Origin of the sequence: Mannheimia granulomatis (assembly GCF_011455695.1) — a bacterium.
Taxonomy (GTDB): Bacteria; Pseudomonadota; Gammaproteobacteria; order Enterobacterales; family Pasteurellaceae; genus Mannheimia; species Mannheimia granulomatis_A.
This window is the reverse complement of the sequence record NZ_CP015030.1, coordinates 534,492-560,287: the sequence shown is the minus strand read 5'-3', so window position 1 is coordinate 560,287 and position 25,796 is coordinate 534,492. Positions and strand designations below refer to the sequence as shown.

Here is a 25,796-nt window from a genome sequence, read left to right as displayed (position 1 = left end):
TATTATGTGTATCTAAAAATTAGATCAAACCCGCTTGCTGTAATGCTTTTAACACTACCGGTTGTGCAGATTCAGATAAGGTAGTTAACGGTAAGCGTAAGTTTGGCTCACTGATTAAACCTAATTTATACGCTGCCCATTTTACCGGAATTGGGTTAGATTCAACGAATAAGTCGTGATGTAATGCCATTAAACGATTGTTGATCTCTTCAGCTTCATCAAATTTTCCGGCTAGAGCTAAATTACACATTTTTGCCATATCCGCTGCTGCAACATTATTAGTTACAGAAATAACACCTTGACCGCCTAATTTCATTGATTCAAAGCCTGTTGCATCATCTCCACTTAGGAAAATAAAATCTTCACCGGCTAGTTGTTTGATAAGCGGTAAACGACTTAAATCACCCGTTGCTTCTTTTACTGCAACAATATTTTCAATTTTTGCCAATCGACCAATCGTTTCAGGTTTTAAATCACTCCCTGTACGTCCTGGTACGTTGTATAAAATTTGCGGTAAATCGGTACTTTCTGCAATTGCTTTATAGTGCAAAAACATACCTTCTTGAGTTGGTTTGTTATAATAAGGTACAACACTTAAACAGCCGGCAACACCGCTATTTGCTAAGAGTTTGGTCATAGTAATTGCTTCGCTGGTTGCGTTTGAGCCGGTACCTGCAATCACAGGGATACGACCATCAGCGAATTCGACTGTTTTCTTGATAACCTTAACATTTTCATCAATGCTTAAAGTGGTTGATTCACCGGTTGTCCCCACAGACACAATACCATGAGATCCCGCTTGAATATGATACTCAACTAATTTTTTCAAATCTTGATAATCTACTTCACCATGTGTCATAGGTGTTACTAAAGCAATAATGCTACCGTGAAATAAAGGGGTTGCCATAATCATCTCCTGTATTTTTTATTATGTTTAATATGCTCTGCTAGATTGCAAAATTCAGCCTCAATATGCAAGCATTTTTTGCAATTATTCTCAAAATTAATCGTAAAGGCTTTTATCCTGTTCATGCGGTCTGGTTTTAAAACGACGATGTAGCCACATATATTGTGCCGGGGCATTCATAATTTCCCTTTCCACTACCTTATTCATCAAGGCTGCCGTATCAATCTCATTTTCACATTGACTGAAATCGACTACCGGACTGATTTTTATTGTATAACCGGAATAATCTGCATTGCGAATCGGGCTAAAAGGAATCACCACTGTTTTTGGTGCTGAGCGGAGCAACATATAAGTTCCACCTGTTGTACAAGTCTCATTTACCGCAAAAAACGGCACAAATACGCTATTTCGTCTACCGTAATCATGATCGGGGGCATACCAAATGGTCTCTCCAGCTTTTAATGCCCGAATCATTCCTCTTAAGTCTTTTCGGTCAATCATCGCCTTATTTGAGCGAATGCGCCCTCGATACTGTAACCAATCTAAAAGTGGATTATCATTAGGTCTATAAATACCTACTCCTTGATGGTGCAAACCAATAATTCTTGCGCCTAATTCCAAGGTCAAAAAGTGAACTCCGACTAATAAAATCCCTGTATCACTCCCCTGCTGCTTTAAATATTCAACACCCTCAATTTTCGACCACTTCAAAATGCGTTTATCCGACCAGAACCATGCCATTCCCGTTTCAATAATCGCCATCCCAACCGACTTCATATTCTCTTGCACTAATTTTTCAATTTTTTCGGCAGAGTAATCAGGAAAACAGAGTTCTAAATTACGACGTGCAATTCGCATACGTCGCTTACCAAAGCCTAAATTCGCAAATAACTTCCCTAAAGCTAAGCCAATCTTCACCAAAATTGGATAAGGTAAGCACAAAAGTAATTTAAAAACACCTAACCCAATCCATAGCATCCAATATTTCGGGTGCAAAAATTGTTTTTGGAAAGGAGGTAATTTTTTCTTCTCGTTCATAATCTTCTCACATATTAACTTACTGAAACATTATATCGAAAAACGGTTAAAAATGTTAACTAGATCAAATTTTTAGAAACTTGTTTGAATTTATACTTGAATTTTAGAAATGAACCGCATATTTTGAATAATAGAAATTCATCGGCTAAAGCCTTAACTAAACAAAGAGGAAAATGTTATGTCATTAAATATTTCAAGCAAACAAATGGACATTACCCCTGCAATCCGTACTCATATTGAGGAGCGTTTAGCTAAGTTAGAAAAGTATCATACCCAACTCATAAATCCGCATTTTATGCTTGTAAAACAACCAAATACTTTCCAAGTTGAAGCAACTATCGGTACCCCACTAGGGGACTTAGTTGCGAAAGCCGAACATGAAGACTTATACAGTGCAATTTTCGACGTGAAGAAAAAATTAGAGGGTCAGTTAATTAAACTTAAAGAGAAAAATGAACATTAATTTTTCTTAAACATTTTAGGGCTAAATGAGAAATCATTTAGCCTTGTTTTTTATGCAAGAACAAGCGGTATAAAAAAGAATATTTTTTGCATAAATTTTCTACTAAATAATTGCTAAACCTGCCACTTATTTGATAAAGTAAATAAAAACCATTATCAAATAAGGAAGTTAAATATGTCTCGCTCTTATCTTCGCTTTACTCCATCCAAATTGGCAATGTTAGTTGCCGTTTCATGTACATCACAATTTGTGATTGCTAACGATGTTGCCCATCTAGATGAAATCAAAGTTTTTGCTGTAGAAATCAGTGATACGATTGTAAACACTACCGTTAAACAACGCCAAATTCAACAGCAACAAGCCCGTGATTTAAAAGATCTGTTGAAAGGTAAAATGGATGTCTATGCTACTCAAGCCCAAATGACCAGAGCTAGTGAGGGCGTAAATATTAGGGGCTTGCAAGGCAACCGTGTGACGACAACAATAGATAACATTCCGCTACCAGAAACCCAAGAAGCAAAACACTTTATGGCATATGGTTCAGAATTTGGTCGTGGAGATTATGTGGAAGTCACTGCATTACGTAGTGCATCTGTCCAATATGCAGGCTCAGCAAACAGCTTATCTGGCAGTGTAAATTTCTCGACACTCACTCCACAAGATTTACTCAAAGGTAAAACTTACGGTGGGTTTATCGGTACCGGCTATAATAGTGTAGATAATTCTCTTTATGGCACAATTGGCGGTGCTATTGAGACCGATGCTTATCAAGGTATGTTAATGACAACCTTACGAGATGGCGATCACCCTATTAACAAAGGTAAAAACGGAAGCACCGGAGATAACCGTACTGAACCAAACCCGTCCGATCATAAAAGCCACTACGTTCTAACCAAGCATAATTACAAACTGAATGAGCAAAACACGCTAAACTTTAGCTTTGAACATTTAAGTAAAAAAGTGGATTCAAATTTACTTGCTCAAACCAACACCCGTATTGATGCCGGTAGTGGTGTACAAATTTACGGCAATACTCAAGATAAAATCAGCCGTAATCGTTTTTCTATCAGTCACGAACACCACAATGACAAAGGTTTTGTGCAAACGGCAAGTAGCCAACTTTACTATCAAGACAGCGGAACGAAAAACCATCGTTTCCGCCAAGGTAGCAATAATTATCGCCAAGAAAACACCACTTCAGGGCATAAAGTCTTCGGCTTTAATACCGATCTAATGAGTTACATTGATACCAATATTCCACACGTATTACGTTATGGATTCGGTTACAGTCACACTAAAGCCACCAACCATTTACGTTATGAACGACCAGGCTATATTGGCTCAACATCAGGTTCAGCCTACTTTAACGGTAAACCAACGGCAGATACTACACAACATAAATTTACAGCCTATTTGGAAGATGAAATCGGCATTGGCTCATTCTTCATCACGCCACAAATCGGCTTAGTACACTACCGTGTGAACCCAACATCAGCAACGTCTTCTCAAGTGGATGAATTTACTCCTACTAAACGTAGCGAAACCAAATTCACCCCAAAAATCAGTTTAGAGTGGCGCTCCTCAAATGAATTTACCCCTTATGTGCAATATTCTCGTGGTGTACGCACATCATCGCCACAACAGCTAACCTCTTATTTCTTTGAAAACCCAACCTACCGATACTTCGACCCGAGATCCAATAGAATAGTAACCGGCTCTAGCACCATCGCAGTAATTGGTAATCCAAATCTGAAATCAGAAACAGCTGACAACTTTGAGTTAGGAATTAAAGGTAAATCAGATACCATTGATTACTTACTCACCAGTTACTACAACCGCTACAAAAACTTTATTGACTGGCAAGCAAATTCCGCTCTAGGTTGTATGCGTGGCTGTAAATACACCAGCTTCGTACAATACCAAAACCTAGAAAAAGCTAAAGTCTATGGTGTTACCTTTGATGCGAAATGGAAATTCTATGAAGATTATTACCTCTTAGGTGGTGTTGCTTATATGCGTGGCAAAGCGGAAAACAACAGCGTGAAAACGCCAATCAACAGTGTTCAGCCACTTAAAACCAAACTTGGCTTAGGCTATGAAGGCGAAAAATTTGGGGCAAATGTAGTTTGGAGCTATACCCGAACTAAAGCAGGTAAAGACATCGAGCAATCCTCCGCTTACCTCTACAACCCAAGCAATAGCTATGGTTTAGTGGATATTGGTCTTTACATTAAACCTATTAAAAATTTAACGCTGACTGCTAATATCAACAACGTATTTGATAAAAAATATTGGAACTGGAATGATATTTCTTATCTTGCCTTGTTAAGTAAAGCAAGTGTAGATCAAGGCCGTGGCGCTAATGGTATTCCATTAGCAATTAACCAAGCTAACGCAGACCGCTACTCTGCCCCTGGGCGTAACTTTAATGTAGGCCTACGTTACGAGTTCTAATGAAAAAGAAAGCCATCTACTGAAGATGGCTTTCTTGTATCTACAAGCGGTTATATTTAGCTGTTTTTTTGCAAAAAAATTGAAGAATCCGACCGCTTGTCTTATTTCACACGGAACACTTTTACGTTGCTGTAGCCGTTTTCTTTCAGATAAAGAGCTTGCAATTTACTCATCACGCCACGTTGGCAGTAAAGCAGATAATTTTTGCTTTGGTCTAAAGCTGCAAATTGGCTGGAAAGTTTATAGAACGGGAGTTCTTTCACATCTACACCCTCTAAGCGAAATGGTTTCTCATCCACTTCCTCAGGACTACGAATATCCAAAATCACATCATTACTGCCCAATTCTGTCGTCGTTTCAACCGAAACAACCTCTTTCTCCGTTTGCTGAGCAATTTCGCGAATATCCAAATAGCTCGCATTTTGCACTGCTTGTTCGAGAATTTCAAAATTGAACTTACCTTCCTCTTCTACAATTTTGCTTTCAATTGCTTTTACTGTCGGATTTTTGGAAATCACACCACAAAATTCCGGCATTGATTTAGCAATATCATCTGTGCCAATTTCTTTAGCCATCGCGATAATTTGTTCTTTATCGTGGGTAATTAGCGGACGCAAAACTAAAGTATCCGAAGCTTTATCAATTAATCGCAAATTGGTAAGCGTTTGACTGGAAACCTGCCCTAATGCCTCGCCGGTTACAATTGCTTGAATATCAAAACGCTCGGCAATTTTACTTGCCGCACGCACCATCATGCGTTTTAACACTACCCCCATTTGACCGTTATTGACTTTTTCTAAAATCTCGCCAACCACATTTTCAAAATTAATTGCCACAAAGCGAACCTTGTGGGAGGTACTGTAACGGCTCCAAATATGGTATGCCATCTGCTTCACGCCGATTTCATGCGCTGCACCGCCTAAATTAAAGAAACAATAATGCACGCGAGAACCACGGCGAATCAACATATAGCTTGAAACACCTGAGTCAAAGCCTCCAGAAATCAACGAAAGCACATCTTCTTGGGTACCGATTGGATAACCGCCTAAACCTTGATAACGAGCTTTAATTAACAACATTTTGTCGTATTCAATATCAATACGAACAGTAACATCCGGATCTTTTAATTTGACTTTTGCACTTTCAATACGTTGATTTAAACCGCCTCCAACATAACGCTCAACATCTAAAGAACGGAAATCGTGCTGACCTTTACGGCGAACTCGCACACTAAAAGTTTTCCCCTCTAGCTCATCTTTCACGGCTGCATAAGTTTGTTCAAAAATATCGTGCATATCGGTAAACGGGGTTTCTTCCACCTCTAAAATATGATGAATTCCTGGAGTTCGTTGTAATAACTCCAATACAAGAGGGGCCTCTTCCGCAACTTTAGCCCGAACTTCAATAAAATCCCAATTACGCACAACGGAGATATTTTCTGTCTCTTTTAATAGCACATTGCGGATATTAGAAGTCAAAATTTTGATAAAGCGTTTACGTACGGAATCGCTTTTAATCATGATTTCAGGGAATAGTTTAATAATAAATTTCATATAACAATCAGTTTGCTCGCAAAAAAATGGAAGCTATTTTAGCTTTTTATTAATAAAAAGCCTAGAAAGTTAAAAAAGAAAATCCCCAAATGAAATAATCTTATCCTTGCATAACTTAATATTTAGTCCAAATCTTATGAGCAGATTAAAACCAACTGCTTACAGCTAATAAGCAACTTTATAATCCCCATTAATATAACTCCACAATAATAATCGAGATAAATATGGGAAAAATTTGGATGATGTGGGAAGACGTGGTAAGGGAAATGAAATAACGTTACACATAGAGAAAAGAAAACCCCAGTTATTTTTTCATGATAACTGGGGTTTTCTTTCTAGCGATTTTGCATAAACATATCAAGTTGTCGTTTGGCGATCTCCTCTTTTTGTACACGTTTCACAATCCTATAGATCCACTGAATGGACAGACCATATTTTTTCGCTAAGTAAGCATGATTTGCACCATTAAACTCATTAAAAATCTGTTTTTCACGTTTAGAAGAAAACAAATCTTGAGCTTTAGGCATATAGATAAATAATCCACCCCAAGCCTGAGTAATGCGCATTGCTGTAATCATACCGATGTTTTCAGCAAGTTCTTCTGAAATATCAAACTCTTTCGCAGCTACCGCTATATGCTTTGCTAAGTCTTCTAATAAATCAGGAGCTTTGGCATGAAAGTCCTGATTATCAAATTTTGCATCACTCATACTTGTCTCCTAGGCGTCTCTGCCATTGCTTTAGCGTTTCTAAAACAAAAGTCGCTTGCTGATTATTTAACTGATTCCAACGCATATCTATGCCCATTCTGACAACATAAGCATTTAAAGCGTTATTCGTTGCCTCATCAGCTGTGGATTTCCATACTGCCCACAACTTACGTTGTAATGGTGTAAGTGTAGTTCTCATTTGTGGAAGTCTTATTTTTGCCCCTTTTTGTTGCAGAGTAGCAATCAACTGACGTAATTCATTTTCTTTTAGCTCTTTACTTGATGATTTACCAAACTGTTGTCTTAACAAACTTCGATAGGTTTCCTCATCCATTCCTAACTGCTCTTTTCCAATATGGATTAATTGAATTAATTTAGTATGCATTTTGTCCCCCTAAGCATTGCTTTTAGCTTGCGTAAATTTGCTAAGCTACGTAATCGATCGCTTTCTTCTTCCTCTGCTGTTTTGGGTGGTGGCGGAGGAAGTTCTTTGTATTGTCGTTGCGGTAATGCGTCAAAAAATTGCTTTGGTGTGGGAAACCAATCACAATTTTGAGACATCCACATAAAAGCAGCTTCTATACGCCACTGGTCTTGCTCTTTCTCCCATTTTCGCTTATAGCTAATAGTACGAAACCAAGTTTCCAGCGTTGGTTTAACCATATCTTCCGTAGGTGCGTTTTTAAGACGTAGCACCAACAACATCGCAAATCCTTGAGCTAGTACCGGTTTTAACCATTCATTCCCCATTCTAACGCTCCTTTTACTGCATTCATTTTGCTGCTAAGCTGTCGGTTTTGTTCGGTATGTTGCAATACCACTGTCGAACCGACAGCTTTATAACCGGCAATAATTTCCAACAAATAACCGTGAGATTTCATTGGTAGCTTTAAGGTTTGGCGACTTGCTAACATCTGATGAATTGCATAAATCCATGCCTCAACAGGGGCGGCAAACTCACGTCCGTCACGATTGATTTTGCCCGCTTGAATCATTGGCGTAAGCTCATTCAGTAAAGTTGCCACACGCTCAAACGTTAAAGATGATTTGAGAGGACGAAATAAGCCCAAATAACCTATTAATGCTTTGCCTAATTCACCATTAACCAACAACGCAGCATTTAAAGCCTCACTCGCAGCCTGATTAGCCACTAAGGCATCTAATGAATGCACCGCACCACAGGCACTACATTTCACTTTCATTGTTTATCTCCACATACAACAAAACCACCCGAAGGTGGTTTGTCATTATTTAATTTGACCCAATTTCATCAAAATCCCTTTTGCGTTTTCCACATAAACGGAGGCGTGAGTCATCTCTTCCCGATAAACTGCTTTTTCCGCCTGTTTTAATTGCGTAATGGATTGTTGAAGTCTCATAATGAGATCGTCTTTACTCATTTTCGCACCTCTTCATCATTGGGTTTAATTACAAATTCTTCTTCATTCTCTCGAATGGAAATACCACTGATTGAGCGTGCGGTTTTCGGGTCAGCAAGTAATGCCTCCTTATTGATTTCTTCTTTCACACGCAAGAACTGTAAAAAGCCCGTGTTTTTAATCGCTTCAATCACTTTTGCCACACTTGAAATTTTCACCGCAGGCGGTTTTTGTCGCCATTGTACTTCACCGGTATTAAAATAAGCGGTCTTCTGTTTGCCTCCGTTTGTCAGTTCATCACGTCGGCTTTCGCAATAGGCTTGTACAGCTGCCTGTAACGGCTTAACCTTATCCTTAAGTGCGGTCAGTTGTGCCGTATATTTTTCATCAATCGCCGCTTTCTCGTCCGCTTGCAGGGTGGAAAGTCGTACCTGTTCACGTTCTAAATCGCCGATTTCCTTAATCGCCAACGCAACATCATCTACTGTTTGCAGGTTTAATTCGTGAACGTCTGCCTTAATTCGTACTGTTTTTTTTGCCATTTTGTTTCTCCTTATCATAAAGTTTCGCTTCAATGCTTTTTTTGCCATTTTCATCTTCAACTAAGTCAAATTGTTCAACACCGTGTACTAGGGCTGATGCAATAACTTCTGGTGAATTAATTACTAGTTTTGCAAAGTCATAACAAAAATCAGCAAATGCTTCTTCATTAGCACGAGTGATGCTTCCTAATATTTTTTTACACATTCATAACCACCTGTCCGTTTACCTTTGGAATACCTAAACTTTCCGCCATATTCATCGCTGCCGTCAGCAAATTACCCACCGCTAATGGATACAACAAACTCTGCGATGTTTTGTTTCTGCCCACCGTCGTTAAACGTTGGCGAACTGCTAAGAAAGCGTCTTCTTCAAAAATATCCCCCAACTTTTTGCCTACTCGGTCGAGCTTGTGTTGCACATAGTTTTCCAGTTCGCTGTCGAGTGGGGCGAGTTCCACTACTTCGCAACGCTGCACCACTTCACGCACTTCCGTGTTGCGTTCAGAAAGTTTCACTTTCAGCTCAGGCTGACCAATCAACACAATAGAAAGCAACTTCTTGAAACCATCTTCCAACTCAAAAAAGCGTTTCAAATGTTTCAGCGTCGGAATCGGCAACGCGTGGGCTTCTTCAATAATCAGGACATTGCTGTAACCTGATTTACAGATCTCTTTCAACACTCGGTGCAACTGGCGGAAACGTGCTTCAGGCGAACGCTTCACACTTTCCAACGGCGCAAGGGTGGAAATAATCGCTTCGGCAATATGTGCTGCTTTCAGCGTTTTACCTTTTACATCATTGTCTTCCATGGCGATGATATAGGGCTCAATCACCGTAATCGGTGCGTTCTCTTGGTTGATGCGGTCAATCAAATCACGTCGAAGTGTCGATTTGCCTGCACCGCTTTCGCCCACCACCGCCATAAAACCACCGTGCTTGGCGGTTTGGAATAAGGCTTCACGTACATACCGCACGTCTGCCGAACTAAACACATCATCCGCACTGCGTACATCTTCAGCAAATGGATCACGAAACAGCCCAAAATGTCGTTTTGTGGCTGGAAATAAAGCCTGTTTTGCGAGTAACATAATGTCCTCCTTAATCTCTTTTGTGGTTTTGGGGATGGAAGCGGCAGGCTCGGTCGCCAAACTTTTCCCTGTCGCTTCCACTTCAAGCAAGTCTGCAAGCGGTTCAATAATACTTAAACCTTGCAAAACTTTACTCAATCTTTTCTCAAATTCCGCCCACTGTTTCACACGCTGGTTATGATTAACCAATTGCGAAACCGTCGCAGGCGAAACGTTCATCTTTTGTGCCAACTGCCGCAGGCTCACGCCCTTATCAATCAGCACCTGTTTTAACTTCAACATAGCGTCTCCGTTCATCAAAATTATGCAGCCTTAAGCTGCAAAATTTTCGTTTCAGGGTTCAGGCTGTCAGGCAATTTCTCGCCTTGCAGCCAATCTTCCAACTGTTGCACAAGTACACCGTCTGGGAACTTCGCCGCCAAATGCTTATAGTTTTTGCCACTCCATTTCGGAAAGCGAGCTTTAAGCTGTTTGGCACATTCCACAAGCCCAACCGGCTTCTGTTCCACACGTCGGGCGTTGGTAGTAAGCTCGTGCTCTTGTCCTGTTTTAGGCATAAACCAGTTCAAATCCGTTTCTTCAATATGCTTGTAAGGGTTGATTTCGCCGTTAAATAACGGTTTATTCGCCTTTTTCGCACGTTTTAAAGCGTCTTCATTGTCCACACCGTAAGCCAAGTGTTCTGCCTGTTCTTTGTTGATTTCAAACTCTGTTTTGCGTTGTGCCTTGTATTCTTCGCCAATCATTGCGGCATCTACGCGGAAACCGTATTCATTGACTTCAACAGGCTCTAACACCACCCAGTAAGGCTTCGATTCTGCCTTGCCGTCATCATCAAATGACCGCTCAAAACACTGCACCTGCACACATTCAGGACGATACGGATTTTTGCCCACCGTAATCTTCTCGCCTACACGAATATCGGGAACATCACGCACATCGTAGCGACGGCTTTCAAAGCTGATTTCCAATTTGTCGCTGACCACACGTTCGCTTAATGCGGTAATCATCAATTCTTGGCAAATCTCACGGCTCGGTGGAATAATCAACTCGTCCTCCCGAATGTATTGCCACATCTGATAGCGTGTTTTGCCGTGCCGTGAATGCTTCTTCGTGCCGTTGAAATACCGCATCCATTGGTGAGCCAGTTGATTTAACTCATCTAGCCCCGATACATTCATAAACCGCAAACCGCTTTCAAATTGCCGTTCCACAATGTCGTTGCCTTTTTCCACTTGTCCTTTGGCCCGGGCGTTGTGGGCTTTCGGAATTTCCACCTTTACGTCTAGCTGATGCAATAAATGGCTAAACATTTGCGACGTATTCGCTGTGCCTCGGTCGAACATTAAGATTTTCGGCACGCCATAAAATGGCTCGGATTTGTTTGCTTTCGGCTGTATGGCGTTGATAAAACACTGGCTCACGTTTTCGGCAGTTTCGCCACCGTACACATATTCCACATAAATCACGCCTGACGTATGGTCGGTAATCACATACCGCCACACTCGTTGCGGTTCCACCTTCGCTACATTGGCAGGTTTGTTTTTGTAAAACTGTTCCTGCTCCATAATGCACAACCCATTGCCTTTGCCTGTTTCCTTTAAGTAATACAGTACACACAACGACGGGTCGATTTGCCACACATGGTTAGGGTGTCTGCTCTGCAACTGCACTACTGGGGCAGGGCGTAACATTTGGTCAGGGTGTAAATTCGCATTGCGTAAAGCTCGCTCAATGCTGGTGGCAGAATAGGGACGAACTTCGCCTGTTTTCTCGTCCACAAATTCCGCTTTGATTTTGCCGTTGGCACGCAAAATATCAAGTACACGTTCAAGCGTCATCATCGTCTTGCCATTGTTACGTCGCATATGCAACCACACTGCATTGATGATCCGTAGTTCCGTGTCATCTAACTGATGTTTCCCTTTATCGCACCGCACTTTGCGACCGCTGGCAGGGCGAAACGGCTTAATCTGTCGCAAGAAAGCCGCACGGCTTAAGCCTGTTTGCTCACAACCTTTTGCAATCTCGCTCTCCGTCTCGCCAAACTTTGCCGTCTCCACACGGTTTGCCCAATGGGATAGCACACTCGGTAAAATTGCCATTGCATTCGTCCTTACTCCACCGTCTCTGCATTGCTGACTTCATCAATAATCGAAGCCAAACTCTGCTCGTCGTCTGTATTATCTGCCCAAGGCGAATCCGCCCTTGCCCATTCAGGAATGTGAGAACCTGAAGGCGTATCGTCCAAGTTAAAGCGTTCTTGCAGTTCGCTTAAAATCAACTGATACTCGGCAAGCACGCCACTCATAAACTGGCGATGGTCAATGCCATGTTCTTCTTGATGGGTTTGCAAGGCTTCAAAGGCTTGGAACACTTGCCCACGCAAAATAGCTTCCGCTTTATAGCTAATCGCTGCTGCTTCTTCACGTAACACACCGCCACGCTGTTCAGGTGTTTGGGTTTCAATCAGCTTTTGTTTTTTTGCCAAATCCACATCAAGGCGGTTGATTTTTTCATCTTTATTGGCAAGCACTTTTGCCATCGCATCTTTATCTTCTCGGGCTTTGCGTAACGCCTTACGCAATTCTTGCACGCTCATTCTGTCCACTTCGTCCAGCTTTAAGCCTGCCACTGTGCCACCTTCGGCGAGTTCTTTTAAATCGTCATCATCTTGCGTCACCAGCTCTAATAACTTCGATTTACCTAACTGCACCAGCTTCGGTGTGGTATCTTGTAATCCTTCACCGCAGAATTTCAGCGTGGCTTGCATAAATTTGCGTGCTGTTTCAGGGCTAATATCTAGCTCACTTCTGACTGTTTCACTAAATTCGCCATGGTCTAAATGTTCTTTTAAAATAATTAACGCTCGCCCTAGCTCTAGCATTTGTTCTGTAATAGAACGCTGGCAATGTTTAGCTCGGTCAATAATAAGTTTCTTATCAAATACTTCGCCGTTGCCCCATTTATCCATAATGGCAATACTGTGGCGAAGATAACTTTCATTCGAAAGAGCGGTCGATTTTTCGGTTGTTTCTGTCATTTTTATGATCCTTTTTATTTTGTTCTAAATTTGTCAAAACGGTCGACGTCGACCGTTTTAAAATGCCCCAGCCTTTACGCGCTGATCCATTTCTGCCATTCGGGCTTGCATTTTTTCCGTATCACGCTGGTGGGTAACAGCAATCTGTAACATCTGAATACTTAAGGCAAAGCGTCCTGTTTCTTCCAGTTTCACTACCAACCCTTCCGCAATTAACGCCTGTAATGAACGTGTAATGTTCACAGGGCTTTCATTTAATCGGTCGGCTAATTCTTTATTGCTTAACCCTGTTAGAGTTCTGCCTTTCAAGGCTTTCAAAATTCGCAAAGCACGCTGTGTGCTGTTGATTTTCTCACTCATTTTGTTTCTCCTTCTTCCGCCCAATCCACAGGTTCAATACGTGGCACTTTGTATTCCTGCATTCGCAACACAAAGTCAGGCACTAAATTACATTCCGCTTTGCTACGCACGATGTAGCCGTTGCGACGTAAAAACCACATCGCAAATCGCTCTAACATTCTTTTCATATCAAATTCTCCTTGCTATCCTTAAGGCTCCCTCACACTCCAAAAGGACAACCAATGACTATAATTAAACTACCGATTAAACGGTTGGCTGATTTAGAAGCCAAAATTGGTACACTTGAACAACAAGTTGCCGACCTTAACAATCGTCGCAATGCGTATGAGTATTTCTTGATTGTTCTGCTTCTTGAATTATCGCCTGAGCAGCGTGCCAGAATTTCTCTCGACCTTGAGCAAGAACTACAGGCTCTCCAGAATGTTTCTGAAAACGCCGATGAAGGATTCCGTCTCTCATCTGCCGGCTTCGACTCTTTGCAAGAGTTTGCGGACATTCTTGGCAACTCTCTGTTGTCGAGCGACTAGGTTCTACTTTTTCAAACATTTTCTACTCCTTACAAGCGGTCAAATTCCGCTTATTTTTTACAATCTAATTCCCGGCCCCAACGGGCTGACTTATGCCTAACCTAGTACGGCTTTGCCGTGCTAGGCACTCTCGTGCTTCGCTTTAGGATCTACCAAATTGTTAAAGAGCAGGTAAGGTTTAGGCTGACTTACGCAGCGGCTTTCAAGCCCAGTTTCATCGCAATCTCGTGGCTTTTGCCGTAACTTGCTTTAATCGTGCCGTTCAGCACACGGGAAACATGGGTCGGGTCGTAGCCGTTGGCTTTTGCCCAATGAGCAAAGGTTTCGCCTTTGGCTCGAAATTCCGCCTTAACTTCACTTGGCGTTTTTGTTTTTCTCTGCATTGTTGATGCTCCTTGTTGTGTTATAATGATTAAAGATTTAATCAAATTGGAATAATTCCATTTTATGGAAATAATCCATTAAATCAAGATATTTTTATTGTTTTTGGGATTATTCCAGTTTAATAGGTTGAAAAATGAACACCAGCGAGAAGTTTAAGCGTTTGATTAAGGCTCTAGGATTTGCCAGCGTAAAAGAATTTGCAGAAGATTTGGATATTTCCCAAGCTCGAATTACAGATGTTATGCGTGAAAAACAAAAGATGCCTGAAGACTTATTGCTTAAATTAATCTCTCAGTATCACGTAAATGCTAACTGGCTGATTGCTAGTGTTGGGGATATGTTTATTGGAAATATTCCTGAAAGCGCTTTAACCAAACAAGAACAAGTGCTACTTGACGACTATCGTGAAAGTAACGAACAAGGCAAAGAAGCTATTGAAAAAACCGCTAGCGCGCTGGCGCAGGCGGCGTTACTTGCGAATAGTAAAATAGCTTAATGATTTTTTAACAACTTGAGGAAATGACTATGAAGAAATTATTTGTATTAGTTACCGCTCTTTTTTCAGCATTTGTAGTGGCAAATGACAATAAAGCTAACCATAAGTTGGCTGAAAACTTTTGTTATGCAGTACAAGCCAGTGGGAATTGCCCTGATCTTAATATGCGTTTAGACACCGAAGCGAAGGTCGAAGGTATTGTCGGTAAAAAAATCAGAGAGCCTAATAGTCCTTATGCGGATAGCTGTATGAAAGGCTTAAATAAAGCAAATAACGATAAGAAACTTTGTGAAAATGCATGGGAGAAATTTGGTTGCACAGGAACAGAAACCGCCAAATTACTCCAAACAAACCCATTTACAAACAAAACAGGAGCTAAATGCACTTTCGATAAGTAAGGAAGCAATATGAAAAAATCTGTAAAATTAATGGGTATATGTTTACTTATTTTCGTTGCTGCCGTCTATGCCAAAGAAAAATATGAATGCGAAGGCAAACGCACCTGTAGCCAAATGGAAAGCTGCGAAGAAGCTCGTTTTTACCTCATCCAATGCGGTGTAAGCAGCCTTGATAGAGATAGGGACGGCGTGCCTTGTGAAAGTATTTGTGGTGGGAAGAAAAAGAAATAATAAGAGTTGAACTAAGGAATAAATATGCAAGCACAAATTACTTTTTATGATATTCAACGCTGTGGGCTATACGCAAGAAAAGGAAATGGAACGCAACCATTGTTTCTAGGTGTTCAGGATATGTTAGAACAACTTAAGAATTGGGCAGATGGTAAAGATCTTGTCGATACTGATATTTTTCAAAACAAGAATAAGCAAAGTCTATGTACTTACCTTGCGGATTTAAAATCAACACCTGACTCTGCTATTATGGTATTATGGAATCAAGTTCCACATACTGACTCAGGTGTTTTATCATTGCCAAATAGAGCTAAATTTGGACAGATTCAGCACGCTGACGCAAATTCAATTAAAGCCGACTCTATTCCTGGTTATCCTACATATTTCTGGTTTATCCCACGATCAAAAGTATTTGCAACCATTTGTTTTAATACTAATGTGAATGGGCGTTTAGCAATGGAAGCCTATATAAAGCAATTTATGTGCCAGTTCTCATCTTATGTAGTAAAAGAGTTAAACGAACAAACAAAAATATTGGAAATCAAGGGATATAGTGCTGATCCAACCGATACTCATGAAAAGGTATTTCATTATCCACCAAGCTTTTATAGCTGCATTTATCCGAAACCACAAGAACTAGAATTATTAAAACGACAAGCTCCTCAAATTAAGAAAGTCACTAAAAAAGCAACTTGTAGTTATTTAAACCCTACTAGTTTAAGTATGTTCCAAAAAGTAACAGGACTTTTTACCGGCTTACCACAACAATTGTCATCTAATCAAGATTTTAATGTTAAGGCTGAAGTCTCAGTGAATGGTTTAACTAAAGCTGAAGTTCAAGGTTTATTTGATGAGTGGGAACAAGAAGTTGATAGCTGGCAAAGTCTTGATTATGGTTTCAAGATTGGAGATAAACAGCATTGGTTCAGTCATGCAGCTGTAAAATGGGAAGGAGAGCTTGCTCTATCATTTACGGAACAAAATTCATTTGGTAATATAACCGCATTGCTTTCTGAATTAGAAAGTAAGAAAAGTTCAATATTATCAGTGATTAGTTAAATGGCACTATGTGAAAAGATCGTTCTAGTATTATCATTTGCACTTTCTGCAAGTGCAGCATATTTTGTGGGCGATAAAATAACATTCTCCGAGCAATGGGGACTTTACGAAACACTACGCACAACAGCTTCAATTATTTTTGCAGTTGTTGGGGCGTGGTTTGCTATTGTGTATCCTGAAAAACTTAGGGCTCCTTTTCGAGAGCGTATTACAACTCAAGCTAGCTCTGATACCCGTTTTGGTTCATTATTTTCACCTATTGTTAATTCAACAGTTATTCTTTGCTTGATTTTGTTGATTGGAATTTTGGCTCCTGTATTAAAACAGATTCCTGCATTGTTGGAATATAAAGGATATTTACGGGCTAGTAGTTTTTTTATCTTATGTTGTCTAACATTTTGGCAGATTTGGACTGTTTTCATCACATTAATACCAGCTGATATGTTGAAACGGCAAGCTGAAATAGATACTGCAAGGCAAAATAACATTGATCATTTAATGGGTAGATAATTTTCCTTAAACCAGTTTAAAATCACTTTTAAACCTTATTTATTAAACTCCTATCAACCAACATTGATAGGAGTTTTTTTATGCCTCAAATCCAAAAAATTGTTATCCACTGCTCAGCCACTCAAAACGGCAAGTCCTTACGTAATAAAACCCAAACTGCTGCGCAAGTAATTGACAGCTGGCACGCAGGGCGTGGGTTTAAGCGTACTTATTCTAATCTCATCGCATTTAATCCGCACTTAAAACACCTTGGTTATCACTATGTAATTGATACAGATGGTACGGTTGAAACAGGGCGAAAAGTGGGCGAAATCGGCTCTCATGTCAAAGGACACAATATGCACTCGGTTGGCATTTGCTTAGTCGGCGGTGTAACCAAAGACAAACGCAACCACGGCGAGTACACTGAAAAACAGTGGCAAGCCTTGCATCGTTTATTACGCAAATTAGAAAGCGATTATCCCGAAGCCCGTATCTGCGGACACCGAGATTTATCGCCGGACTTAAACGGAGATGGCACTATCAGCCCGAATGAATGGCTGAAAGATTGCCCTTGTTTTGATGTGTGGAGCTGGCTGGATAGCGAGCAAGTTATCAATGTCGATCATCTATTTAAGGAATAATCAATGAGAAAAATGAGCAAAAACGCTAAGCGCAACAAACGACTAAATGGAGGTCGTACGGCTGCAACCTATTTTTACTTGGTATGGGGGCGATAATGGGCTTCAAAGAATTAATTACCAATGATAACGGCAGATTATCCACAACAGCATTTATCCAATTTTTTGGTGCAATTTTGATGGCAATTATTTTGGCTTACTCAGTCTATTTAGACCGAGCCAACGTAGCGGAATTATTTACGGTTTTCGCCCTTTTTTGCGGCGGCGGTGTGGCAACCAAAGGATTTGCCAACGCTATCAAATCACATAAGGGGGAATAGATGATCTCATTAACCTTAGCTTTAATTATTGGAGCTTGTTTGCTCTCCATATCAGCGTGGTTTAAATGGCAGTCTTACCGTGCCGAACGCAAGATTGAAGCGGTAGAGCAACAAAATCAACAGCTCACCGCCCAAAACACGCAGTTACAAGCGGAAAAAACAGTGGCTCAAACCCAAATAAAACATCATCAAACAAGGAAGCAAAATGAAGAAAATGCTCGTATTTCTGACCGCACTTCTGTGCTTGAGCGCTTGCAGCAGTCCAACGATCTCCGTGATTAACCCGAGCTGTGCCGGTTTTGGCGTGATTAAAGCCAGTCGCCAAGACACCACCGAAACCCTACGGCAGATTATGGTGCATAACGCCACCTACCGAGAAATTTGTAAGGAGCAAGCCAATGACAATCAACGTTGATTTTTGGCATTTAGTCGGCTTGCTGTTGTCGTTTTTGGGTTGCTGCTTTGGTTTTGCCAAACTCTTAATGAGCCAATTTCAGAGCCAGCTAAACGAACGCTACCAACAGCAACAGAAAACTCTCGACAAGGTGGAGGATTTAGAGCATCAAGTCCACAATCTGAACGCCACCTTGCCCCTGAATTATGTGTTACGCGAAGACTATATCCGTGGGCAAGCAATTATTGAGGCAAAACTTGATGCAGTGCATAAAACCCTAACCGACCTATACAAAATGGAGAGTACCAAATGATGGAAAAAGCTCGTCGTGAAGGAATGCGTTGGCAGTTGCTGAATGTGCTGCACAAGGCAATGCCTTATACCACAAGTGAGCAGTTTTTGTTAGATGTAATGCGTGGCATTTACCCTGATGTAACTGCACTTGAATTGCGTCAGCAGTTGGAATATCTGCAAGACCGCAAGTTGATTGAACTGAACAAAACACCGCACGGCGTATGGTATGCCGACATCAACCGCTTAGGTGTCGATATTGTGGAATATACCATCGACTGCCAAGCCGGTATTGCCCGCCCTGAAAAATACTGGGCATAGGAGGAATAATGGCTCCGAGATCCAGTATTGAAAAATTGCCCGAAGATGTTCGACATTGGCTTGAAAGAGCTCTAACTGAGAATGGTTTCAGTGGATATATTGAGTTAGAAAATTTACTGAAAGAAAAAGGATTTGTTATCAGCAAATCTGCTATTCATCGCTATGGACAAAAAATTGAGCGTCGATTTAAAGCCATAAAACAAAGTACAGAAGCCGCACGGATTATCGCAGAAGGTGCGGAAGATAAAGATGACAAACGCAGCGAAGCCTTAATGGGAATGCTGCAGTCCTCTCTGTTTGAGGCATTGGTTGAAATTGAGGATGCTCAAAGTGAAGAAATGTCTCCAATGGAAAAATTCCAAGCGTTAAGTTTCGCAGGCAAAAATATCGCCTCACTTATTCAAGCCAGTACCAAATTGAAAACTTATCAAGCAGAAGTGAAACAACGTGCCGAACAAGCAGCAAAAGACGTAGAAAAAGTCGTGAAAAAAGGCGGTTTAAGTGACGATGTTGCGAATGAAATTCGCCGCAAAATTTTAGGTATTGCAACCAAATGACAAAACAGAAAACCGTAGAATTTGAGCTTAATCCCATTACCAAGGTGATGTCCCGTACGCCAATGGTCTTACTGGTTTATCAGCAAGATTGGTGTGCCGATACCAGCTATGTGAAAGTAGCTGAGAAATCTCGCCGTATCGGTCTAACTTGGGCGGAAGGCGCCGACAGTGCTTTATTAGCTGCGTCTGCCAACGGTATGGATATATGGTATGTAGGCTATAACAAAGATATGGCACTCGAATTTATTCGGGATTGTGCTAACTGGGCGAAATTTTACGGACTTGCTGCAAGCGAGATAGAAGAAACCCAAGAGGTGTTCAAAGAGGGAAAAGATGAAGAAAGTATTCTAGCTTTCACTATCCGTTTTGCCAGTGGCTGGCGTATTACTGCTCTGTCCAGTAGCCCTTCAAATCTGCGTGGTAAGCAGGGACGAGTCATTATTGATGAAGCCGCATTCCACCCTTGTTTAAGTGAATTACTTAAAGCCGCAATGGCTCTCTTAATGTGGGGTGGTCAAGTTCATATTATCAGCACCCACGATGGCGTAGATAACCCATTCAATGAGTTATGCCAAGAAATTCGAGAGGGTAAAAAGCCTTATAGCTTACATACTATTACTTTCCGTGATGCGATGGAAGACGGTTTGTATGAGCGTATTTGCTTACGCACCAATCGCCCTTATACGAAAGAGGGTGAAATTGAATGGGAAACGGGTATTCGGGCTTCTTATGGTGAAGATGCATCAGAAGAATTAGATTGCATACCTAAAAACTCTGGAGGTAAGTGGTTATCCCGAGCCTTAATTGAAAGCCAAATGCACTCACATACACCACTTATTCGTAAAGAGATGTCTCTAGATTTTGAGTTAATAGATGAGCCTGTTCGCGCCAAAGAAATTGATCTATGGCTTAAAGAGGAAATTCAACCTCTTTTAGATGATTTGGATAAATCTAAACGACATTTTGTAGGCGAGGATTTTGCTCGAAAAGGTGACTTAACATCCTTAGCTATCGCTGCACAACAGCCAAACTTAACCAATGAAATTCAGTTTATTGTTGAGCTGGGTAATATGCCATATGCCCAACAGGAACAGATTGTACTTTACATTTTAAAACGCCTCCCGATGTTCTCGGGGGCTGCATTTGATGGTGGTGGTAATGGTGGTGCATTGGCAGAAAAAGCACGTGATGCCTTCGGCACCGATTTGGTTCACAGCATTCATCTCACCGAAAAATGGTACAAGGAAAATACGGCTCCATTTAAAGCAGCACTGGAAGACGGCACACTAACCAAAATACCTAAAAATGCGGATGTACTTGCCGATTTACGAGCCTTTGAAATTGTACGAGGCGTGCCACGCATTCCAGATAAACGCGTTCGTAGTGTTGATGGTGGTAAGAATAAACGCCATGGAGATACAGCAATATCTCTGTTACTTGCACATTATGCGAGCCGTCAGCTTGTTCAAATGCCGGTGCGTCCACTGGCTCGCAAACCGCGACGTAGTCAATCGTTAAGCAAAGGATACTAAATGAAAAAAGATCTTATCAATGAAATTGCCACCCGTGCCCGCAGCTTTGACGGCTGGTCGTTTGGCTATTACCTGCCAAACCCTGATCCTGTACTCAAAAAAATGGGTAAGGATATTTCTACTTACCGTGAGCTGCTTTCCGACGGGCAAGTTCGCTCCGGCGTTCGCCGCCGAAAAGCGGCTATCAAAGGACTGAACTGGCGGATTACCACCACGAACAACACGAAAATTGATGAGGCGTTAAATGCGATTTTTGAAGCCTTGCCGTTAAATCATATCATTACCGAAATGCTTAATGCCTCGTTATTTGGCTATCAAGTTAGCGAGGTGATGTGGGCAAAGCAAAGCGATCTGATTATCCCAACGGCGATTGTGGGCAAAAAGCCGGAATGGTTTGTGTTTGATGAGGAGAACCGATTACGTTTTCGTACCAAGGATAGCTGGCTGGAAGGCGAGCTGTTGCCGGAACATAAATTTTTGCTCACCACCCAAGAAGCCACACAGGACAACCCCTACGGCTTAGGCGATCTCTCGCTCTGCTTTTGGGCAGCAACTTTTAAGAAAGGTGGTTTTAAATTTTGGTTGGAATTTGTGGAGAAATATGGCTCGCCTTGGTTGGTTGGTAAACATCCGCGCCAAACTGCCGAGCCGGATAAAGAAGCCCTTGCTGACAGTTTGGAAGCAATGATTGGTACAGCAATTGCTGTCGTACCAAACGATAGCTCTGTAGAAATTTTAGAAGCTGCCGGGAAAGGTACATCCAGCGACAGTTATGAACGATTTTTAAATTTTTGTAAGGGCGAAATTAATATTGCCTTGCTTGGACAAAACCAAACTACCGAACAAGACAGTAACCGAGCCTCAGCACAAGCAGGGTTGGAAGTGGTGGAAGATATTCGCAATGATGACAAGGCAATGATTGAGGAAACTCTCAATCAGTTGCTGCAATGGATTTGCCACTACAACTTTGCGGTCGAGACCCTACCGAGGTTTGAGTTTTATGAACAAGAAGAAATTGATACGGTATTAGTTGGACGCGATGAAAAACTCTTTGGATTAGGTGTACGGTTTTCGCAGCAGTATTTGGAGCGCACCTATGGCTTTGAAAAAGGTGATATTGAGCTGGCTACAACGCAACAAGCGGTCGGTACTACGCCAAAATTTGCAAATTTTAGTGAGCCTCATACTCACAAACGCAAACCGATTGACGAAATCATCGACCAAATGGGCGAACTGGCAAGCCATCCACTTAACAGCAATATTGCCAACATTCGGGCGAAGTTGGATATGGCCGGTAGCCTTGAAGAGTGCCAGCAAATTTTAGACGACTTTATCCCTGAGTTGGAATTTGCCGAGTATGCACAACTGTTTGCCGAAGGGCTGACCTTGGCAAATTTACGTGGACGGTTTGAAGTGCAAGAGGAAGGTAAGCGATGACCACAAGTGTTGCTAAACCTTTGCCTTTTAATGAGCAAATCGACTACTTCCGCCGCAAAATCAATATGCCAACGGCAAGCTATCTCGACATCTATGGCGAAGCACATGATTACGCCTTTGCGGTGGCAGGGGCGCATACGCAGGAAATTGTTGGTGATTTTCGCAAGGCAGTGGATGAAGTAATTGAACAGGGTGGCACGTTGGAACAATTCCGCAAGAGATTTGATGAAATTGTCGAAAAGCATTCGTGGGAATATAACGGCGGCAGAAATTGGCGCAGTCGGATTATTTACGACACCAATCTTTATGCCAGCTACAACCACGGGCGTTATACCCAGCAGAAAGCTCTTGCCGATGTGCAGCCCTATTGGGAGTACGAACACAACGACAGCGCACACCCTCGCCCCGAGCATCAAGCCTGGGACGGTAAAGTGTTGCGTGCAGACGACCCGTGGTGGGACTACCACTACCCTGTACGTGCCTACGGTTGCCACTGCACCGTGCGAGCCTTGGATGATTTTGACTTACAAGCCGAGGGAAAAACCGTTGCAGAAAGCCCACCGATTGAGTGGGAAGAAAAGCTGATTGGGCAACGCAGCGGCAGCCCTCGCATTGTACGTGTGCCGAAAGGGGTTGATCCGAGTTTTGAACACCCGAAACGGTTAGTGCCTATCCACAAGGTCGATGAAATTCTGTTTCAGAAACTGGTCGATACGCCACCACAATTTGCCTCATCCGCCGTCTCAAACGTACTGAACTATCCGCCTGCATTGGCGTTGCTTAATCAGTCGGTTAAAGAGATGGTCGATACAGTGGTCAGCGAGCGTGTACCTCGTGGCACGATGAAGTATGTGGGGGCTATCCCTCGACCGGTTATTCAAAAGCTTGAAGCCCTCGATAAAGCCCCACAAACGGCAGTAATTGCGGTGCGTGATGAGGATATTTTGCACGCACTTAGAGACAGCAAACAGGGCAAAGGCATTAATCTGCCAGTGGAGTTTTGGCAGCAGTTACCGGAAAAACTCAAACAACCTGACGCTATTTTATTGGAAACCAGCCAAAAGCAGCCAACCTTACTATTTGTGTATAGCACAGACCAAGGCAAAGTTGCTATTAAAATGGACTATGAGGTGCAAATTAAAGACAAATTAAGCAAGCAAAAAGAGCGTATCAAACTGAATATGGTTAGAACCGGCAGTAAAATTGAACCAACGAAAGAATGGGGAAATTTGAAAAACTCGTATGAGTTACTTTGGGGAAGTTTGGAATAACGGTGGCTTGCCTGATTCGAACAGGATAATACGGGCGGAACCGCAACCTTTCCAGTAGGAAACCCCCACCGTTGGAATAACTATACTCCTAAACTATTTTTTAATCAATAGGAAGAAACTCCCATGCTCCAAATCCGCCTCGATGCCGACGGTGCTATCCGTTCTCTAGCCCAAACCGCTACAAACTTGCAACAAGGCAAAAAGCTCTATGGCGTGCTAGGCGAGGCGTTGCGAACTATCCATAAGCAACGCTTTGAGAAAGAACAAGCCTCGCCCGAGGGCGAGAAGTGGCAACCGCTCTCGCCGAAATACCGTGCAAAGAAAAAACGCAATGCCGATAAGGTACTGATTAAAGACGGCTATCTGAAAAACCTGCTGCGCTATCGGGCAGACGATAACAGCGTGGTCTTTGGCTCTGATCGCAAATATGCCCGTTTGCACCAGTTCGGAAGCCAAAAGGCAAGTGGGCGAGGTTCGGGCGTATCGGCTCGTCCGTGGCTCGGGGTAAGCGAGCAGAATAAGGATTATTTATTGGCAAAAACCGAGCATTTTATCCGCCGAATTATCAGCCAATCCTAATTTTTCAAAAATACGCCCTAAAACGCCCGCTTGTGCGTTTTATTGAAAATTCGATGAACGATAGCACAACGCGTTTTTGGGGTGTTTATAAACACGCATAGCAGGCTTCTTAGCGAGGGAATTATGCCTCGCTTGTAATTTTCTTCTCCCATTTCAAATCCTTAAACCAGTTTAAAATTAAAAGTCCCTTCCTTTTTTCATAATACTCCCATCACGGAGGCATTATGAACCTAATTGAAATTTTTAAAGCCGGAACGCGTAAAGACGCGCACGGCGTTGAAATCACCCTCACCACCGCAGACTTGCAACAGGCGGTAGAAAGCTATTCGCCAGAGTATCACGAAGCCCCTGCTGTTGTCGGACACCCTCAGCATAACCACCCTGCCTATGGCTGGGTAAAACGCTTGCAACTGGACGGCGATACGCTGAAAGCCGAATTCGACCAAATCGACCCTGAATTTGCCGAAATGGTGGAAGCCGGTCGGTTTAAGAAAGTCTCCGCCTCGTTTTACCTTGCTAACAGCCCAAACAACCCGAAACAAGGCTCGCTCTATCTACGCCACGTCGGTTTTTTAGGCGCGATGCCCCCTGCTGTGAAAGGTTTGCGCAATCCTGAATTTGCGGAAGGTGAAGAAGGTGTGGTGGATTTTGCCGACTGGGCAGAAGCCTCGATGTTTCGGCGACTGCGTGATTGGCTGATTGGCAAGTTTGGGCAAGATGAAGCAGACAAAGCCTTGCCCGATTATCTTGTTGAAAACGTGCAATACAACGTGGTGCGTGAAGAAATGAAGTCTGCTGAACCTTCCCATGAACCAATTTTTAATGAACCCCAACCCGACCCCAAAGGAGATACTGAAATGTCGATGACACCCGAAGAAATCGCTGCCCTACAAGCGGAGAATGCCAAGCTGAAAGCCGATAAAGCCGCTGCGGAAGCGGCAAAAGCGGAAGCCGAGCTGGAAGCCACCAAGGTTGAAAACGCTAACTTCTGCGAGCAGCTGATTAGCGAAGGCAAACTTGCGCCAGTTGCGAAAGAAGCAGCATTGAATTTGCTCAACCATTCCGCAACCGTGGCAGGCGGTGGCACGGTTTCGTTTAACGAAGGCGAGAGTCTTTTAACCGTGACCAAAGCCTTTTTGCAAGCCCAACCGAAAATTGTCGAGTTTGCCGAAGTTGCTGATCCGAAAAAAGCAGCAGAGACAGAGGCGGACACGGTGAGCTATGCCGAAGGTACAAATCCGGCTTCCATTGAAGCCGACCAAAAAATTCGCGCTTATATGAAGCGGCATTCGGTGGACTACACCACAGCATTCAAACACCTTTTTAACTAGG

The 25,796-nt window shown here is 42.2% G+C and carries 36 protein-coding genes; 20 read left to right on the top strand and 16 right to left on the bottom strand.

Annotation, left to right across the window (positions count from 1 at the left end; all coding sequences use genetic code 11):
- Nucleotides 1-19 precede the first annotated feature (19 nt).
- Both dapA and A4G16_RS02825 read right to left on the bottom strand, forming a co-directional pair.
- Nucleotides 20-913 carry a 4-hydroxy-tetrahydrodipicolinate synthase gene (dapA, locus tag A4G16_RS02830; protein ID WP_420704461.1) on the bottom strand — a complete coding sequence of 298 codons (894 nt, stop codon included), beginning with the start codon at nt 911-913 and terminating at the stop codon, nt 20-22.
- Between the two features lie 90 nt (nt 914-1,003).
- Nucleotides 1,004-1,945, bottom strand: coding sequence for a Kdo(2)-lipid IV(A) acyltransferase (locus A4G16_RS02825; protein WP_165888605.1), 942 nt, complete (start codon nt 1,943-1,945; stop codon nt 1,004-1,006).
- 178 nt (nt 1,946-2,123) lie between these two features.
- Here A4G16_RS02825 and hpf point away from each other — a divergent pair, with 178 nt between their 5' ends.
- Both hpf and A4G16_RS02815 read left to right on the top strand, forming a co-directional pair.
- Entirely contained in the window at nt 2,124-2,408 is a 285-nt protein-coding gene (gene hpf, locus A4G16_RS02820; RefSeq protein ID WP_027074868.1) for a ribosome hibernation-promoting factor, HPF/YfiA family, read from the top strand.
- 174 nt (nt 2,409-2,582) lie between these two features.
- Nucleotides 2,583-4,862: a TonB-dependent receptor domain-containing protein gene (locus A4G16_RS02815; RefSeq protein ID WP_165888604.1), complete on the top strand. Its 2,280-nt coding sequence runs from the start codon at nt 2,583-2,585 to the stop codon at nt 4,860-4,862.
- A gap of 101 nt (nt 4,863-4,963) precedes the next feature.
- Here the strand turns inward: A4G16_RS02815 and thiI are convergent, their stop codons facing one another.
- The 13 genes from thiI to A4G16_RS02750 all read right to left on the bottom strand — a co-directional run bounded on the left by thiI (nt 4,964) and on the right by A4G16_RS02750 (nt 13,704).
- Entirely contained in the window at nt 4,964-6,415 is a 1,452-nt protein-coding gene (gene thiI, locus A4G16_RS02810; protein ID WP_165888603.1) for a tRNA uracil 4-sulfurtransferase ThiI, read from the bottom strand.
- 335 nt (nt 6,416-6,750) lie between these two features.
- The gene (locus A4G16_RS02805; RefSeq protein ID WP_165888602.1) at nt 6,751-7,125 is read right to left on the bottom strand and encodes a Mor transcription activator family protein; all 375 of its coding nucleotides are present in this window, start codon (nt 7,123-7,125) and stop codon (nt 6,751-6,753) included.
- A complete protein-coding gene (locus A4G16_RS02800) occupies nt 7,118-7,510 on the bottom strand; it encodes a regulatory protein GemA (RefSeq protein ID WP_165888601.1) in 393 nt (130 codons plus the stop codon). The genes A4G16_RS02805 and A4G16_RS02800 overlap by 8 nt, the downstream gene beginning before the upstream one ends.
- A complete protein-coding gene (locus A4G16_RS02795) occupies nt 7,495-7,875 on the bottom strand; it encodes a hypothetical protein (protein ID WP_165888600.1) in 381 nt (126 codons plus the stop codon). Before A4G16_RS02795 ends, A4G16_RS02800 begins: the two co-directional genes overlap by 16 nt.
- Nucleotides 7,857-8,327 carry a hypothetical protein gene (locus tag A4G16_RS02790; protein ID WP_165888599.1) on the bottom strand — a complete coding sequence of 157 codons (471 nt, stop codon included), beginning with the start codon at nt 8,325-8,327 and terminating at the stop codon, nt 7,857-7,859. Before A4G16_RS02790 ends, A4G16_RS02795 begins: the two co-directional genes overlap by 19 nt.
- Before the next feature lie 45 nt (nt 8,328-8,372).
- Entirely contained in the window at nt 8,373-8,525 is a 153-nt protein-coding gene (locus tag A4G16_RS02785; RefSeq protein ID WP_165888598.1) for a hypothetical protein, read from the bottom strand.
- The gene (locus A4G16_RS02780; protein ID WP_165888597.1) at nt 8,522-9,046 is read right to left on the bottom strand and encodes a host-nuclease inhibitor Gam family protein; all 525 of its coding nucleotides are present in this window, start codon (nt 9,044-9,046) and stop codon (nt 8,522-8,524) included. The genes A4G16_RS02785 and A4G16_RS02780 overlap by 4 nt, the downstream gene beginning before the upstream one ends.
- Nucleotides 9,021-9,251, bottom strand: a complete 231-nt coding sequence (locus tag A4G16_RS02775) for a hypothetical protein (RefSeq protein WP_165888596.1) — start codon at nt 9,249-9,251, stop codon at nt 9,021-9,023. The genes A4G16_RS02780 and A4G16_RS02775 overlap by 26 nt, the downstream gene beginning before the upstream one ends.
- Entirely contained in the window at nt 9,244-10,416 is a 1,173-nt protein-coding gene (locus A4G16_RS02770) for an AAA family ATPase (RefSeq protein ID WP_165888595.1), read from the bottom strand. The genes A4G16_RS02775 and A4G16_RS02770 overlap by 8 nt, the downstream gene beginning before the upstream one ends.
- Nucleotides 10,417-10,436: 20 nt before the next feature.
- Nucleotides 10,437-12,239 carry a DDE-type integrase/transposase/recombinase gene (locus A4G16_RS02765; protein WP_165888594.1) on the bottom strand — a complete coding sequence of 601 codons (1,803 nt, stop codon included), beginning with the start codon at nt 12,237-12,239 and terminating at the stop codon, nt 10,437-10,439.
- 11 nt (nt 12,240-12,250) lie between these two features.
- The gene (locus A4G16_RS02760; RefSeq protein ID WP_165888593.1) at nt 12,251-13,177 is read right to left on the bottom strand and encodes a DUF3102 domain-containing protein; all 927 of its coding nucleotides are present in this window, start codon (nt 13,175-13,177) and stop codon (nt 12,251-12,253) included.
- A gap of 57 nt (nt 13,178-13,234) precedes the next feature.
- Nucleotides 13,235-13,537, bottom strand: coding sequence for a helix-turn-helix domain-containing protein (locus tag A4G16_RS02755; protein WP_042802576.1), 303 nt, complete (start codon nt 13,535-13,537; stop codon nt 13,235-13,237).
- Nucleotides 13,534-13,704, bottom strand: a complete 171-nt coding sequence (locus A4G16_RS02750; RefSeq protein WP_158497417.1) for a hypothetical protein — start codon at nt 13,702-13,704, stop codon at nt 13,534-13,536. Before A4G16_RS02750 ends, A4G16_RS02755 begins: the two co-directional genes overlap by 4 nt.
- Before the next feature lie 54 nt (nt 13,705-13,758).
- On the opposite strand from A4G16_RS02750, the gene A4G16_RS02745 reads away from it, so the two are divergent.
- A complete protein-coding gene (locus tag A4G16_RS02745; RefSeq protein WP_042802578.1) occupies nt 13,759-14,064 on the top strand; it encodes a hypothetical protein in 306 nt (101 codons plus the stop codon).
- A gap of 188 nt (nt 14,065-14,252) precedes the next feature.
- Here A4G16_RS02745 and A4G16_RS02740 read toward each other — a convergent pair whose 3' ends face one another.
- Nucleotides 14,253-14,447: a DNA-binding protein gene (locus tag A4G16_RS02740; protein ID WP_042802580.1), complete on the bottom strand. Its 195-nt coding sequence runs from the start codon at nt 14,445-14,447 to the stop codon at nt 14,253-14,255.
- Nucleotides 14,448-14,581: 134 nt separating this feature from the next.
- Here A4G16_RS02740 and A4G16_RS02735 point away from each other — a divergent pair, with 134 nt between their 5' ends.
- From A4G16_RS02735 to A4G16_RS02655, 17 genes are all read left to right on the top strand, one after another.
- On the top strand, nt 14,582-14,944 hold the full coding sequence (locus tag A4G16_RS02735; protein WP_165888592.1) for a helix-turn-helix domain-containing protein: 363 nt from the start codon (nt 14,582-14,584) through the stop codon (nt 14,942-14,944).
- Nucleotides 14,945-14,973: 29 nt separating this feature from the next.
- The gene (locus A4G16_RS02730) at nt 14,974-15,342 is read left to right on the top strand and encodes a hypothetical protein (protein ID WP_042802582.1); all 369 of its coding nucleotides are present in this window, start codon (nt 14,974-14,976) and stop codon (nt 15,340-15,342) included.
- 9 nt (nt 15,343-15,351) lie between these two features.
- Complete coding sequence (locus tag A4G16_RS02725) at nt 15,352-15,573, top strand: excalibur calcium-binding domain-containing protein (RefSeq protein WP_165888591.1); 222 nt, start codon at nt 15,352-15,354, stop codon at nt 15,571-15,573.
- A gap of 24 nt (nt 15,574-15,597) precedes the next feature.
- Entirely contained in the window at nt 15,598-16,632 is a 1,035-nt protein-coding gene (locus tag A4G16_RS02720) for a hypothetical protein (protein WP_165888590.1), read from the top strand.
- On the top strand, nt 16,633-17,142 hold the full coding sequence (locus tag A4G16_RS02715) for a hypothetical protein (RefSeq protein WP_042802588.1): 510 nt from the start codon (nt 16,633-16,635) through the stop codon (nt 17,140-17,142).
- A gap of 80 nt (nt 17,143-17,222) precedes the next feature.
- Complete coding sequence (locus tag A4G16_RS02710) at nt 17,223-17,765, top strand: N-acetylmuramoyl-L-alanine amidase (RefSeq protein WP_165888589.1); 543 nt, start codon at nt 17,223-17,225, stop codon at nt 17,763-17,765.
- Between the two features lie 95 nt (nt 17,766-17,860).
- Nucleotides 17,861-18,082, top strand: a complete 222-nt coding sequence (locus tag A4G16_RS02705; protein WP_042802591.1) for a DUF2644 domain-containing protein — start codon at nt 17,861-17,863, stop codon at nt 18,080-18,082.
- Nucleotides 18,083-18,364 (top strand): DUF2681 domain-containing protein, encoded by a 282-nt coding sequence (locus tag A4G16_RS02700; RefSeq protein ID WP_042802593.1) that lies wholly within the window; start codon nt 18,083-18,085, stop codon nt 18,362-18,364.
- Nucleotides 18,357-18,497: a hypothetical protein gene (locus tag A4G16_RS02695; RefSeq protein WP_165888588.1), complete on the top strand. Its 141-nt coding sequence runs from the start codon at nt 18,357-18,359 to the stop codon at nt 18,495-18,497. The genes A4G16_RS02700 and A4G16_RS02695 overlap by 8 nt, the downstream gene beginning before the upstream one ends.
- On the top strand, nt 18,481-18,789 hold the full coding sequence (locus A4G16_RS02690) for a hypothetical protein (RefSeq protein WP_042802596.1): 309 nt from the start codon (nt 18,481-18,483) through the stop codon (nt 18,787-18,789). The genes A4G16_RS02695 and A4G16_RS02690 overlap by 17 nt, the downstream gene beginning before the upstream one ends.
- The gene (locus A4G16_RS02685) at nt 18,786-19,088 is read left to right on the top strand and encodes a hypothetical protein (RefSeq protein WP_042802598.1); all 303 of its coding nucleotides are present in this window, start codon (nt 18,786-18,788) and stop codon (nt 19,086-19,088) included. Before A4G16_RS02690 ends, A4G16_RS02685 begins: the two co-directional genes overlap by 4 nt.
- 8 nt (nt 19,089-19,096) lie before the next feature.
- Complete coding sequence (locus A4G16_RS02680) at nt 19,097-19,645, top strand: DUF3486 family protein (protein ID WP_042802600.1); 549 nt, start codon at nt 19,097-19,099, stop codon at nt 19,643-19,645.
- Complete coding sequence (locus A4G16_RS02675) at nt 19,642-21,177, top strand: terminase large subunit domain-containing protein (protein ID WP_165888587.1); 1,536 nt, start codon at nt 19,642-19,644, stop codon at nt 21,175-21,177. The genes A4G16_RS02680 and A4G16_RS02675 overlap by 4 nt, the downstream gene beginning before the upstream one ends.
- Nucleotides 21,178-22,614, top strand: coding sequence for a DUF935 domain-containing protein (locus A4G16_RS02670; protein WP_165888586.1), 1,437 nt, complete (start codon nt 21,178-21,180; stop codon nt 22,612-22,614).
- Nucleotides 22,611-23,885: a phage minor head protein gene (locus tag A4G16_RS02665; protein WP_165888585.1), complete on the top strand. Its 1,275-nt coding sequence runs from the start codon at nt 22,611-22,613 to the stop codon at nt 23,883-23,885. Before A4G16_RS02670 ends, A4G16_RS02665 begins: the two co-directional genes overlap by 4 nt.
- Nucleotides 23,886-24,008: 123 nt before the next feature.
- On the top strand, nt 24,009-24,464 hold the full coding sequence (locus A4G16_RS02660; protein ID WP_165888584.1) for a phage virion morphogenesis protein: 456 nt from the start codon (nt 24,009-24,011) through the stop codon (nt 24,462-24,464).
- A gap of 224 nt (nt 24,465-24,688) precedes the next feature.
- Nucleotides 24,689-25,795, top strand: a complete 1,107-nt coding sequence (locus tag A4G16_RS02655; RefSeq protein ID WP_165888583.1) for a peptidase — start codon at nt 24,689-24,691, stop codon at nt 25,793-25,795.
- The last annotated feature ends 1 nt before the right edge of the window (nt 25,796 follow it).

Coding starts and splice junctions, on each gene's coding strand:
- dapA (WP_420704461.1), bottom strand. CDS start 913: ATGATTATGGCAACCCCTTTATTTCACGGTAGCATTATTGCTTTAGTA.
- A4G16_RS02825 (WP_165888605.1), bottom strand. CDS start 1,945: ATGAACGAGAAGAAAAAATTACCTCCTTTCCAAAAACAATTTTTGCAC.
- hpf (WP_027074868.1), top strand. CDS start 2,124: ATGTCATTAAATATTTCAAGCAAACAAATGGACATTACCCCTGCAATC.
- A4G16_RS02815 (WP_165888604.1), top strand. CDS start 2,583: ATGTCTCGCTCTTATCTTCGCTTTACTCCATCCAAATTGGCAATGTTA.
- thiI (WP_165888603.1), bottom strand. CDS start 6,415: ATGAAATTTATTATTAAACTATTCCCTGAAATCATGATTAAAAGCGAT.
- A4G16_RS02805 (WP_165888602.1), bottom strand. CDS start 7,125: ATGAGTGATGCAAAATTTGATAATCAGGACTTTCATGCCAAAGCTCCT.
- A4G16_RS02800 (WP_165888601.1), bottom strand. CDS start 7,510: ATGCATACTAAATTAATTCAATTAATCCATATTGGAAAAGAGCAGTTA.
- A4G16_RS02795 (WP_165888600.1), bottom strand. CDS start 7,875: ATGGGGAATGAATGGTTAAAACCGGTACTAGCTCAAGGATTTGCGATG.
- A4G16_RS02790 (WP_165888599.1), bottom strand. CDS start 8,327: ATGAAAGTGAAATGTAGTGCCTGTGGTGCGGTGCATTCATTAGATGCC.
- A4G16_RS02785 (WP_165888598.1), bottom strand. CDS start 8,525: ATGAGTAAAGACGATCTCATTATGAGACTTCAACAATCCATTACGCAA.
- A4G16_RS02780 (WP_165888597.1), bottom strand. CDS start 9,046: ATGGCAAAAAAAACAGTACGAATTAAGGCAGACGTTCACGAATTAAAC.
- A4G16_RS02775 (WP_165888596.1), bottom strand. CDS start 9,251: ATGTGTAAAAAAATATTAGGAAGCATCACTCGTGCTAATGAAGAAGCA.
- A4G16_RS02770 (WP_165888595.1), bottom strand. CDS start 10,416: ATGTTGAAGTTAAAACAGGTGCTGATTGATAAGGGCGTGAGCCTGCGG.
- A4G16_RS02765 (WP_165888594.1), bottom strand. CDS start 12,239: ATGGCAATTTTACCGAGTGTGCTATCCCATTGGGCAAACCGTGTGGAG.
- A4G16_RS02760 (WP_165888593.1), bottom strand. CDS start 13,177: ATGACAGAAACAACCGAAAAATCGACCGCTCTTTCGAATGAAAGTTAT.
- A4G16_RS02755 (WP_042802576.1), bottom strand. CDS start 13,537: ATGAGTGAGAAAATCAACAGCACACAGCGTGCTTTGCGAATTTTGAAA.
- A4G16_RS02750 (WP_158497417.1), bottom strand. CDS start 13,704: ATGAAAAGAATGTTAGAGCGATTTGCGATGTGGTTTTTACGTCGCAAC.
- A4G16_RS02745 (WP_042802578.1), top strand. CDS start 13,759: ATGACTATAATTAAACTACCGATTAAACGGTTGGCTGATTTAGAAGCC.
- A4G16_RS02740 (WP_042802580.1), bottom strand. CDS start 14,447: ATGCAGAGAAAAACAAAAACGCCAAGTGAAGTTAAGGCGGAATTTCGA.
- A4G16_RS02735 (WP_165888592.1), top strand. CDS start 14,582: ATGAACACCAGCGAGAAGTTTAAGCGTTTGATTAAGGCTCTAGGATTT.
- A4G16_RS02730 (WP_042802582.1), top strand. CDS start 14,974: ATGAAGAAATTATTTGTATTAGTTACCGCTCTTTTTTCAGCATTTGTA.
- A4G16_RS02725 (WP_165888591.1), top strand. CDS start 15,352: ATGAAAAAATCTGTAAAATTAATGGGTATATGTTTACTTATTTTCGTT.
- A4G16_RS02720 (WP_165888590.1), top strand. CDS start 15,598: ATGCAAGCACAAATTACTTTTTATGATATTCAACGCTGTGGGCTATAC.
- A4G16_RS02715 (WP_042802588.1), top strand. CDS start 16,633: ATGGCACTATGTGAAAAGATCGTTCTAGTATTATCATTTGCACTTTCT.
- A4G16_RS02710 (WP_165888589.1), top strand. CDS start 17,223: ATGCCTCAAATCCAAAAAATTGTTATCCACTGCTCAGCCACTCAAAAC.
- A4G16_RS02705 (WP_042802591.1), top strand. CDS start 17,861: ATGGGCTTCAAAGAATTAATTACCAATGATAACGGCAGATTATCCACA.
- A4G16_RS02700 (WP_042802593.1), top strand. CDS start 18,083: ATGATCTCATTAACCTTAGCTTTAATTATTGGAGCTTGTTTGCTCTCC.
- A4G16_RS02690 (WP_042802596.1), top strand. CDS start 18,481: ATGACAATCAACGTTGATTTTTGGCATTTAGTCGGCTTGCTGTTGTCG.
- A4G16_RS02685 (WP_042802598.1), top strand. CDS start 18,786: ATGATGGAAAAAGCTCGTCGTGAAGGAATGCGTTGGCAGTTGCTGAAT.
- A4G16_RS02680 (WP_042802600.1), top strand. CDS start 19,097: ATGGCTCCGAGATCCAGTATTGAAAAATTGCCCGAAGATGTTCGACAT.
- A4G16_RS02675 (WP_165888587.1), top strand. CDS start 19,642: ATGACAAAACAGAAAACCGTAGAATTTGAGCTTAATCCCATTACCAAG.
- A4G16_RS02670 (WP_165888586.1), top strand. CDS start 21,178: ATGAAAAAAGATCTTATCAATGAAATTGCCACCCGTGCCCGCAGCTTT.
- A4G16_RS02665 (WP_165888585.1), top strand. CDS start 22,611: ATGACCACAAGTGTTGCTAAACCTTTGCCTTTTAATGAGCAAATCGAC.
- A4G16_RS02660 (WP_165888584.1), top strand. CDS start 24,009: ATGCTCCAAATCCGCCTCGATGCCGACGGTGCTATCCGTTCTCTAGCC.
- A4G16_RS02655 (WP_165888583.1), top strand. CDS start 24,689: ATGAACCTAATTGAAATTTTTAAAGCCGGAACGCGTAAAGACGCGCAC.